7 protein-coding genes are annotated in these 10,957 nt (G+C 38.6%); 5 read left to right on the top strand and 2 right to left on the bottom strand.

The features are described 5' to 3' along the window. Positions 1-217: 217 nt before the first annotated feature. Positions 218-1,987, top strand: coding sequence for a hypothetical protein (locus FNW02_RS36050; RefSeq protein ID WP_191762284.1), 1,770 nt, complete (start codon positions 218-220; stop codon positions 1,985-1,987). Further along, entirely contained in the window at positions 1,984-4,494 is a 2,511-nt protein-coding gene (locus tag FNW02_RS36045; RefSeq protein ID WP_191762283.1) for a CHAT domain-containing protein, read from the top strand. Before FNW02_RS36050 ends, FNW02_RS36045 begins: the two co-directional genes overlap by 4 nt. On the opposite strand, the gene FNW02_RS36040 is transcribed toward FNW02_RS36045, so the two are convergent. Then, a complete protein-coding gene (locus FNW02_RS36040) occupies positions 4,436-5,521 on the bottom strand; it encodes a tetratricopeptide repeat protein (RefSeq protein ID WP_225226210.1) in 1,086 nt (361 codons plus the stop codon). The genes FNW02_RS36045 and FNW02_RS36040 overlap by 59 nt on opposite strands. Before the next feature lie 64 nt (positions 5,522-5,585). Further along, positions 5,586-7,445: a protein kinase domain-containing protein gene (locus tag FNW02_RS36035; RefSeq protein WP_348535510.1), complete on the bottom strand. Its 1,860-nt coding sequence runs from the start codon at positions 7,443-7,445 to the stop codon at positions 5,586-5,588. A 563-nt stretch (positions 7,446-8,008) separates the two neighbouring features. On the opposite strand from FNW02_RS36035, the gene FNW02_RS36030 reads away from it, so the two are divergent. The 3 genes from FNW02_RS36030 to FNW02_RS36020 all read left to right on the top strand — a co-directional run bounded on the left by FNW02_RS36030 (position 8,009) and on the right by FNW02_RS36020 (position 10,876). Next, complete coding sequence (locus FNW02_RS36030; RefSeq protein WP_191762281.1) at positions 8,009-9,517, top strand: NACHT domain-containing protein; 1,509 nt, start codon at positions 8,009-8,011, stop codon at positions 9,515-9,517. Positions 9,518-9,530: 13 nt separating this feature from the next. Then, positions 9,531-9,833, top strand: a complete 303-nt coding sequence (locus FNW02_RS36025; RefSeq protein WP_191762280.1) for a fertility inhibition FinO-like protein — start codon at positions 9,531-9,533, stop codon at positions 9,831-9,833. Between the two features lie 524 nt (positions 9,834-10,357). Continuing rightward, complete coding sequence (locus FNW02_RS36020; RefSeq protein WP_191762279.1) at positions 10,358-10,876, top strand: hypothetical protein; 519 nt, start codon at positions 10,358-10,360, stop codon at positions 10,874-10,876. Positions 10,877-10,957: the final 81 nt, after the last annotated feature.

The raw sequence follows: 10,957 nt of genomic DNA, 5'->3' as shown, positions 1-10,957 counted from the left end.
ATTATTGAGGCAACTAACTTAATTTTTTTCTTTCCGTGTATTGCACGGAAAAGTATAACTCTCCTCTCCATGTAATACGCGGCAAACTTGGCGTTTTTTTGTTAAGCAATATTTCGCCAACGGTATCGGTAGCGTTAATGATGGGACAGTTAGCATCAATCCGACAACCTCTGGTTGGGTATTCGGTTATCAAAATTTACAAAACTTTCAAGATATTGTGCTTTCTCAACGAGCCTTGGTAGATGCTAGTGGAATTGGGAACAGTGCTATTCAGCTAGTAGGAAAGCAAATTTTTTTTACAGGGGGATCAATCGCGTTAATCCAAAATCAAGGTGCTCAAGCTGGAAGCGGTATCAATATACAGGCTTCAAATTTTCTTCAATTAAGTGGCACCTCTTCAGATGGAAAGATTCCTAGTGGAATTGAAATAGAAACTTTAGGAGAAACTGTTGGTGATGTTATGGTTTCAACTAAAGATTTGAGTTTTGAAGGCGGAGCAGCTATAAATAGCAAGACGTTTACGGAAGCAAGCGCTAGCAATATACTTTTGAATGCTTTTGAATCTGTAGAAGTCAAAGGATTTTCCTTTATTAACCCTACTACAGCTAGCATTGCTAGTGGCGTTGGCTCATATACCTTTAATGCTGGCACAAGTGGGAAGATCGCAATTAATGCAGGTCAATTAACTGCTTTGGATGGAGGCACTATAACCTCTGGAAGTTTTGGCGCTGGCGCGGGAGGAGATTTGATCATCAATGCAAATCGTAGTGTTGAATTGAGTGGTTTCAATCCTATCCTCTCTTCTCCAAGTCAAGTAGCTGTAGGCGCTTATAAATCGGGAAATTCCGGGAATTTGAAAATCATCTCACCTGAAGTTAGATTACGAAACGGAGGAATTATTGCTTCTTATACTTTTTCCAGCGGTAATGCTGGAGATATCACAATTGAAGCCCCTAGTTTTCTCAGTATTACAACGCCGGTCAATAGAAGTGATTTATCTTATGAATTTCTGTCTGGAATATCATCATACGCAATATCCCCCCCTATATTGATACAACAAGTATTAGGACTCTCTTCAGAGGTAAGTGGAGCAGCTAGGAGCATAAAAATAAAAACTGAACGATTATCCCTATCCAAAGGTTCAATTACCGTAAGTAATTTAGGCACTGGTTCAGCGGGGAACGTAGATATTGATGCAAATATAGTTTCCCTGAAGAATAATTCTTCCATTAGTGCTGCAACCGCATTGTCCGACGGAGGAAATATTTTTATACGCGCAAACAATGTGCAATTATTTGACAGCATTATCAGTGCTAGTGCCAGTAATCCGGAGGCGGCTTATCGTCTTTTAGGTATCGACGTTACCTACAACCTTGCCCAAACTGGTGCTGGTATCGGCGGTGAGGTAACAATTAATACAAAAACTCTGTTTTCCTTGGGAAATAGCGCTATCACAGCCAACGCTTTTAAAGGACGCGGCGGCAATATTTGGATCAATGCTGATGCATACTTTTTCTCTGGTGATAGCCAAGTTGAAGCCAATTCTCAGCTTGGAATCAACGGCGCGGTTCAAATCAATGGTCTTGCCATTGACCCTAGTGGTGCTACCACAGCACCAAATACAGTTACAGAAATTCCTGAAATAGCCTCGGCTTGCCAGGGACAGTCAGGCGTGGCGGAAAGTGAATTTATCATAACTGGCGTTGATAGATTACCGCTCAGTCCTAACGATGTACCACCTATTAAACCGACCTGGCAAGACAATTTTGTTTCTGGTCAGGTCAACAATAATTCCGAAGAACCAAAATTGATAACCAAAAAACCAATCCAAAATGTAGAAGCACAAGGTTGGATGGAAGATTCTTATGGAAATGTCATCTTGACGGCAGAAGCCAATTCAGGGACACCCTATGCTGCGTTGTCTGCTAATTTGTGTTCCGAGGAAAATGTATCAAAAAGTACTGTTATAACCCCTATCCAGCAATGATTAAACGCCGAGATTGGTTTAAATATGTATTCTCAAGTATTCTAGGGCTGTTAACAGTTGTAGGTAAACCATCTGTGATAGCGGCTCAAGGTGTAAATAAAGAAGTACAGAAACGTAATCAGGCGAGACTACTGACCCAAATAGGAGAAAAATATTTAAATGAAGGACGAGCATCGGAGGCCCTTGAGTCCTGGGAATCAGCCACCAAGATTTATCGTCAACTTGGCTACGAAGAGGGTATTACTGGCAGCTTAATTAACCAAAACCTTGCCCTACAAGCTTTAGGCTTAAATCATCAGGCTTGTAACACGCTATTGCAAGCTCTAAAGCTAAATACAGATACTAAGATTTGTGCGATCTCGCCAGTTCAGTCTACTGAATCTATAACAAAACTATTGATAGCGGCGATTGATAAGCAAAAACATTTGCCAGTAAATTTATTTGCATGGCACAACTTCGGAGATGTCTTACGCTTAATTGGTAAGTTAGATGAATCAAAAATCATTCTAGCAAAAACGCTATCAATTGCTCAACAGATACCCTCTGTTGAGCCTAATAATATTTTGCTGTCGTTGGCTAATACTGAGGAAGCTATTTATCAACAAGCACGAAATAAATATTATGAAGTAGAAGAACTAGACTTCAAAAATGAAATTGTAGATCTGATTCCGCAACAAGCACTCAAGTCACTTGAAGTCTATCAGCAAGTGAATCAGGTTTCAGCAAATTCTCCAGTCACACAACTAAAATCTCAACTGCATCATTTGAGCTTGCTATTAGATTTTGAGAAGTGGTTAACAGTAGAGTTAGATTTAGGTAATCAACAATTAGTTGAGATTCGCAATCAAATCCAACAACAAATTCAACCTTCTGTTAATAGAGTTTTGAAAAACTCTTCTACATTTTCTCAATTATCAGCTACCCAATCTGTTTATGCGAAACTCAACTTTGCTAATAGTTTAAGTCAAATTCCAGAGCAGCAACTACGTTCATTAGCTATTGAGTATGGTCAGTCAGCTTTGCAAACGGCTAGAAATACCACTAATCAGCGAATAAAGTCTTATAGTCTTGGCACTCTAGGTAAATTACAACCAGAGAAATCAGAAGCATATTTTAGAGAAGCTTTAAGCTTAGCTCAATCAATTCAAGCGGAAGATATTGTTTACCAATGGCAACAACAACTAGGAAACTTGTACAACAAGCAAGGGAAAGCTAAAGAAGCCCTCACAATGTACAAATCCGCCATTGACAACCTGGCGCAAATTCGTGATAGTATCTTGTCAAGTAATATAGATATACAGTTCTTCTTTCAAGAAGAAGTAGAACCTGTATACCGTGATTATATGAAGTTACTTTTGAAAGATTCTAATCCTAATCTTAAAGAAGTAATTCAAACAAACGAACGTTTACAAACAGCACAATTAGAGAATTTTCTCAAATGCGGCAAGCTTGATCTCGTTGCTCTCAACGAAGTTCAAAACTTAAATAGTGCTGGAATAATTCATATCATTGACTTGGATGACACTATAGAAGTTATTTTACAGTCTCAAGACCGCTCTTTTCATCATCACTCTGTTGAAGCGAATCTAATTAAAGATCATGTTAGTGATCTTATACGAAAATTACAGAAAGATAAACTTGTTTCTACTAATGTGCGACAAATTATTTTGCCTTCTCAAGCACTTTATGAAAAACTAATCGCGCCGATATCGTCATATTTACCTGCATCAGGAACATTAATATTTATCTTAGACAAATCTTTCCAAAGTATACCAATGGGCATATTATATGATGGAAAAGATTATTTGATCGAGCATTACAGCGTTGCAGTCACTCTAGGTTCTAAAATTCGATCTCCCAAACCTTTATCAAAAAAGCGGTTCACAGCTCTCATCGCGGCTTTGTCTAAGCCCAGTCCCAGCTTGTCAGATAGCAACGCTCCTAAAGGCATCAGACCACTACCTCAAGCTAAAGAAGAAGTAAAAGATGTCCAAAGTCAAACACAATCTTATCTCACACTACTAGATGAAAAGTTTACTACTCGCCGTCTAGAGCAAGAAATAAGTAAAAATAATTTCCCAATCGTTCATATTAGCACTCATGGGCAGTTTAGCTCTGACCCTTTGAAGACAGTACTTCTAGCCTATGAGAAGGTCATCAATATTAGAGAATTTGATAAATTACTAAAAAGTAGAATTCAAACTGATGCAGATGCAATTGATCTGTTAGTTTTAAGTGCCTGTCAGACTGCAAAGGGTAATAAAAGGTCAGCATTAGGAATGGCTGGAGTCGCTGCACAAGCAGGTGCCAGAACCACAGTTGCAACTCTATGGTTAGTAGATGCGGATTCTACTGCTTTGTTAATGGAAGAATTCTACAAGGAATTGAAGAATGGTATTTCTAAAGCAGAGGCACTGCGTCTTGCCCAACTAACATTAATGAAAAATCCTAAATACGCTCATCATTACTACTGGGCCCCGTTCTTGCTCGTTGGTAGTTGGTTATAAATTCCCACAATTTTAAACCTTCTTGCACCTTCGACAATTCCTTTGGGTTCTTACTACTTTTAGCTAACTTCTTTGCTGTCGTGTATTCACCAAAAGCCTCATCAGTTAGTCCTGCCTCTAAGTAGCGATCTGCCAGTATTCGATAGATTTTAGGGTTTTGGCTCCCTGCTGCTATTGTTGCCTTTAATGTCTCTATCGACTCATTTACCAGATTTTTTGACATGTATATAGTATCTAGAACCTCAACAGCAGCTTCATTAAGAGGTGCTTTCAACTCGTTAACTTGTTTCACTAATGACGCAATCTCTAGTTGCTCTTTCTCCGGTAAAACGCTAATCACTAAGGGAGCGTAACTCATGATAGAGTTCCCTTGATACGCAAATATAGTAATTCTATACGTACTCCCAAATTTCAATTGGGGTTGGTTTCTTGGATATGGCAGTACAGTCTTGTTTACTTTTATCTGCCAGTTAACATCATTGCCCTCCATCTTTACTGTGTAACTAGTAGCGTCGGAAACGGCACGCCAAGAGATTAGTGGTTGAGTATTCAATATACTGCCATCACTAATATAAGGGCTAATCAGTCTTGGTTTTGGTACGGTATTATCATCACCTTGCCCTTTAAAATCAGTAGGACAATTCTGCGGTTTGAGGTTGGTACACTGATATTGCTCTGACTCAGTGACTTGTGGTCGCGCACATTTGTTTGCAGCATCGGAAACGTTGTGTTGACCAATATATAAAATTTTTCGATTTAAAAAGCAAACAACCGTAACTGTGGCTCCGTTCTCTGGATGAATCTTATCTCCCGGACAAAGCGGACTTCCTGGTGACAAGTAGCGATCGCCTTCACTCATCACCTTACCTTCAACATTCTTGCACTGACGCAGAGCTATTGATTGAGGTTGCCCCCATACGCTGCTAGAGTTTAAAACAATTAGTGTTGATATTGATGCGAGTGCTACAATCTGAACTGTGAATATTTTTTTTCCTATTGCACTTGCCGAATTTTGTAAAGTAAGCATCAAGATTTTTGTGTACCTATTTGCTAGCTAGTAGCATACAGGAAACAGAGGATTAAAAAAAGACTTAGGGCGAAGATGGCGGAACATAATCCCCTAATAAACGCTTCAACACCTGCAATCGCCACTCTTGAACCTCTCGCTGATTAGATTCGGCAATCAAACAGATCTCCCAAGTCAGCCTGGCGTCATTAATTTCACCTAATGCTTCTTGAGCTTGCGCCAGTAAACAGTGAGCATCTGTCCTGGCATCCAGTTTTGTTGATTTTTCTAAATCAGCTTTCGCCTCAGCGTAACGCTTTAACTCTAATTTTGCCCAACCCAAGTTTTTGTATAAAGTAGACTGTAATTTAATGTTTTCAGTTTTTTGTAAGCCTAACTGAGCTAAAGCAATTGCTACGTTATATTTGCCATCTAGAATCTTCAATCTTGATAAATTATTGATGGCTGGTATTGCTTCTCTACTCATTTTGATAGCTAACTGATATTGCTTTTGGGCTAAATCATACATACCTCTATCATCATAAAAAAGTGCTAACCCATAACGCGCTTCCCAGCTATCAGGCTTTAATTTGAATGATTTTTCGTAATTTTTAATTGCACAATCATCTTGGTTTAATTGCTGACACATATAAGCTAAATTACTATAAGCGTCTGCATCCAGATCATTATATTTAATTGCTAATTCATAATACTTTTTTGCTATTTTAATAGTATTAGCACTGCGAGCACCTCTTTCAAAGTAAAAGCTTGATATAACACGATTACTCTGAGGACTAATCTTTAAAGCCCAATTAAAAAACTCTTGCGCTCCCTGAGAATTATTCGCTATCTCTAACTTTTGTCCTTGAGCTATTAAGAAGTTAGCTACTAGAGGTATAGATAGAAAGATACCCCCAATCAATCCCAAAAAAATTAACGTATATTTGCTATATTTAAATACTTTGGAATTAGCTAATCTGTAATTTTTTATTTGCTGAGGCAGCTTTTCTAAACGCTGCAAAATTACTTCAGTACTTTGTGGACGTTGCCCTGGTAAAGGATCTGTCAACTCATCAATAAAATCAGCAAAAGGTTTGTCAATTTGCGGTGCTTTGTTTCTCCAGATTAATCTTCCTGTTTTTTTGTCTGTAGGTAAATCAATTAGTTGAATTGCAGTAAGTAGATGGATGAAAGTGCGACCTAAAGCATAAAAATCTGATTGCGGTACTGCCTGTCCATCCGTTTGCTCTGGTGGAGAATAACGAGGTGTGCCAACAGATGTAATTTCATACTTTCCTCCTCTAGTTGTGCTATCTCCTCCACTTCCACTTATTTTAGCTAGATAAGTGCTAGTCACTCTCCGTACCACGCCGAAATCCACTAATGCTAATTGATCATTTGACTGGAGAATTATATTAGAGGGCTTAATATCTCTGTGAAAAAAATTAGCCTGGTGTACTACGGCAAGAATTTCAACTAATTGTTTTACCCATTCTAATGCTTGAGATTGCGAAATACACCCGTTATATTCTATCCATTGCTCTAAATTCTGTCCCTCAATTTTATCCATAACCAAGCAATGCAAGGTTAAAGAACTATTGTTAGGAACAAAAGTAAAAAAGTCATCTAAGGTACTTTTGGGAATATTTGGATGATGGATTAGCCGTAAACTCAGAGATTCCCGCTCGATTAACTCAACCAGCTTCGGCGAGTTCAATTTCAGAACTTTCATAACTCGCTGTCTGCGGTCAGGATTCCATTGAGTACCAGCGTCGTTCACTTCAAAAACTTCAGTATAGCTGAATGGGTTTTCATTCAACGCTCTCAATGGCTTAATTAATCGGATGCGGTCATTAATCAGTAGCGAAGTACCACAAAAAAGACATTTTTCAATGTCATTAGGATTTTGACGTTGCTCGCATAGGGGATTAATACAATAACTCACATTCGTAGGAGGATAGCCAGATATAAACTACCTACCCTAAATCTAGCCCTTCTTCCTATCAGCGATAATGTAACTGAAGATTTAAAATTTTGAGTAGTCATTTTCGGTATATAAGTGCATTTGTAACTCAGCTTAGACACGATCTTTATCAAAAGCTGAGGAAATTACTAGCTGCAACCGCAACATATTGTATGTATGGGGACTTTTCATAGTTCATGCTCAAAAATAAAGAACAACTAGCAAAGTTGTTAATATTTGTGTATCAGTGGCAGACTAACAGCAGTATTTAAAGTAATCAGTTAATTTGAGAACTGCTACTGTGATCTAGCAATAGCAGTAGTTTTATCAACTACTCCTTTCAGGTGCACGTAAGTAGTGATTCTACTCTATCTTTCGTCCTCTTTGCATAATTAGTGACTTGAGTTATCATTTACTTGAAACAAACAGCTATTAAATAGAGAAGTCAAGTATTACTGAGTTTGATATAACACCTTTTTGTAGACACACTTAATTTAGAAAGAGCATATGTGATTACTTGCTCGAATAACAGAAAGAGTATAACTATGGATTCTAATGCTGTCCAGACACTTAAATCGCCAGTCCCTTCTCCCCTTGCTTCAAATAAACAAGAGTTTTTAGGGCAAAAATACTGTTCAGTAGTAGTAACTTTTGATGAAGCTTTAGTCGTGGTCAATGATCTAGTACTTGCCAAAAGAGGTAGATATTTATCTCAACCAGAGATCCTTATTATGAGAGGAGCGTGGCACAACCGTGAGTTTGTAGAAATAGCAGAAAATTCAGATTATAGCGTTAATTACTTACAACGAGGTGTAGCTACTCGGTTATGGGATATACTCACGAAAACAATTGGGAATGGCAAGCAGGTTAGTAAAAAGAATGTACGAAATTTTTTAGAGCAAGTTGCACAGGAGCATTATGCTCAACCTGCGCCTGCTGAGGAGAAAAACTCTTCTGTTAAGAATGTGATACACATTCTAGGAGGTAAGCCTCCTAATATATCAAATTTTTATGGACGCACAAGAGAACTATCTTACTTGAAAAAGTTAATAACAAAGCAACGTTGCGTATCGTTAGTAGGAGGGGCGGGTATTGGTAAAACTGCATTAGCTGCAAAGCTAATACAAGAAATTAGTGTAGAATCTAAACCTAAATTTGATAGCATAATTTGGAAATCGGTTGCTCATGGGCCACTTCTTCAAGACTTGGTAGCCGAACTACTAGAATTAATCCGACCTTTAGAGCCTACGCTAGACTCACCTAAATTTACTCAAGCAATGATTTCAGCGTTGATCAAGCAGATGCAATTGCGCCGATGTTTATTGGTATTAGATGAATCTGATTCTTTGTTTGAAACAAATAATTTGGAGCAACAGCTAGAGTACAAACTATTTTTCCGCCGATTAATAGAGGAAATGGATCAAACCTGCTTGCTCTTAACTAATCGAGTGTTTCCTGATGACTTTGAAGATCTTATAATAGCAGGACGTCCTATTCAAGATTTGAAAATAAAAGGTTTAGACACTGACGCTGCAATGCAACTCCTATTTGATCAAGGATTGAATGATCCAGAAAAGTGCAATGAATTGATTAAAACTTACTACGGTAATCCTTTAGAATTAAAAACAGTTGTTACTCGAATTCACCACTTCTTTGGCGGGAGTACTAAAAAGTTTTTTGAAAATAAAACTACGCTTTTTAGTAGTCAATTTCAAGCAATGCTTGATAAAGCGTTTAGTTATTTGTTAAGTGAAAATCAGCGACAAATCATGATTTATGTAGCACAAGAGTTGGCTTTGAACTCAAAACCCATTCTTTTCACTAGTCTATTAAATGGATTGAATCAGAAAGAAGAAATATCATTGTCAACATCAGATTTAATTACAGCATTAGAAGGGTTGGAAAAACAGTCTTTAATCGAAACTATTAAAGATCCCGCTTCTGAAGAAATCAGTTTTACTCTTCAGCCTATAGTGAAAAAATATATTAGAAAAAACACACCAGGACTGGTACATACATCTAATGCTGCTGAAGCACTAGCGATCGCATCATAAAAAAGAGGTATTCATGATTCCAGGAAAACTAGAGATAACAATCAAAATCAACCAACTTCCTCAAGCTAAGACTGTAGAGAACGGTTGGCAGCAGTTTGATATTGACTGTGATAGACGTATCATTTCAGTTACAGTCAAACCCAAAGTTTGGAAAAAGCTAACTGATGCCCAAGCTAGTTATCCACAGTGGGTAGGTGCGATCGCTGGTAAACTCGGTCAAGAAACAGAAAATAGGTTCGTGTTAGAAGAACCTAACATACAAGTTTTCGAGCGCAAGCCTAAACCAGAGGCAATAGCCACGGCTGGTGCTGCTTAAGCATGGGTAATCATACCCTACACAGAGGTGCAACCAAACCTCGATTACCCCTAAAGCAATCCTTAGCAAATATGGAGGTCACAAGTAAAAATCAAAACGACGCTAGATGCTAGACGACCAGAAGTTCTGTAAGATCAAAACGAACAACAAATGAAGGGAGATATACAAAAGTACCAAAAATTTAAAGGACAAAACGCACTAAGGAGTAACGCTTTGTCCAAGGGCGAAAAATCAAATAATTTCAGAGCGGGGTTATCTCAGGCAAACCAAGGAAGTGGCAGTTAAAGTTTGGACGCTTTCATCCACTAACTGGTCGAAAGAGATTGAATCCGCTGCTTCTCGTATTATACGAGAAGCCACACCAAACTGACCAGTTTTGTGTGGCAGTTTTGGCTGTTGAAATTCCTTGATTTTATAAAATATCAAGTTTTGTAACTAAAACTCCCGAATTTCGTAGTTAAAAATCTGTAGCAGCGCAACAACCCCCTCTGAAGCTTGAAAACCAAGTTTTAGAGGTGAATAACGTGAAAAATGGCAAATGCCCAATACAACAGGGTGTCGAGGTTAGGCTGTCAGGGGTAGTCTGTGTTCCTCACACCCCACACCTTAATTCCGATGCCCTAGATAAGTGGATTCTTAGCTCTTTTAGGGAAACTCGCTTCCAGAACGTCTTAAAAAGAGCGAGGGTGTTACCGCAGACAAGCTGGTTCTGGCATCACTTGAACCACACGCAGCTGTCTGAGATGGCGATCGCGATTATTGCTTGTAGCACAAATGATTACAAACAAATCTTAATCAAACTTCAGCAGTTAGCGCAGGTGGTACAGGAGTTAAACCCACAAGCGGAGCTGTTACTGCTGATTTCTAGTGACCAAAATTTTGTATTTGGCACGGTATTAGAAACTGGGAAAGTTTTCAGTACCCATATCCTTTTGAGAGAGCAGAAGCAAAGCAGTAGGAGAGTTCCAGTCATAGCAACTTTTGAAAAGTTTGCAGCTACAAACTTTCAAGAGCGCTCCCTGACGGGCGGGGGCAAAAGCTGATGAGCGAAGCCCCAATTGAATATCCGAACAATCTCACGGCCGCGGAGTACCATGAGCTAGCGGTTGGTAGTGCGATTCATC

Origin of the sequence: Komarekiella delphini-convector SJRDD-AB1 (genome assembly GCF_014831675.1) — a bacterium.
GTDB lineage: Bacteria > Cyanobacteriota > Cyanobacteriia > Cyanobacteriales > Nostocaceae > Komarekiella.
Note: the sequence above shows the minus strand (reverse complement) of the source record. Positions and strands in the feature narration are given on the sequence as shown.

What these genes read in the sequence shown, in the direction of transcription:
- FNW02_RS36025 (WP_191762280.1), top strand. Translation starts at nt 9,531, where the DNA reads ATGATTCCAGGAAAACTAGAGATAACAATCAAAATCAACCAACTTCCT.
- FNW02_RS36030 (WP_191762281.1), top strand. Translation starts at nt 8,009, where the DNA reads ATGGATTCTAATGCTGTCCAGACACTTAAATCGCCAGTCCCTTCTCCC.
- FNW02_RS36040 (WP_225226210.1), bottom strand. Translation starts at nt 5,521, where the DNA reads ATGCTTACTTTACAAAATTCGGCAAGTGCAATAGGAAAAAAAATATTC.
- FNW02_RS36045 (WP_191762283.1), top strand. Translation starts at nt 1,984, where the DNA reads ATGATTAAACGCCGAGATTGGTTTAAATATGTATTCTCAAGTATTCTA.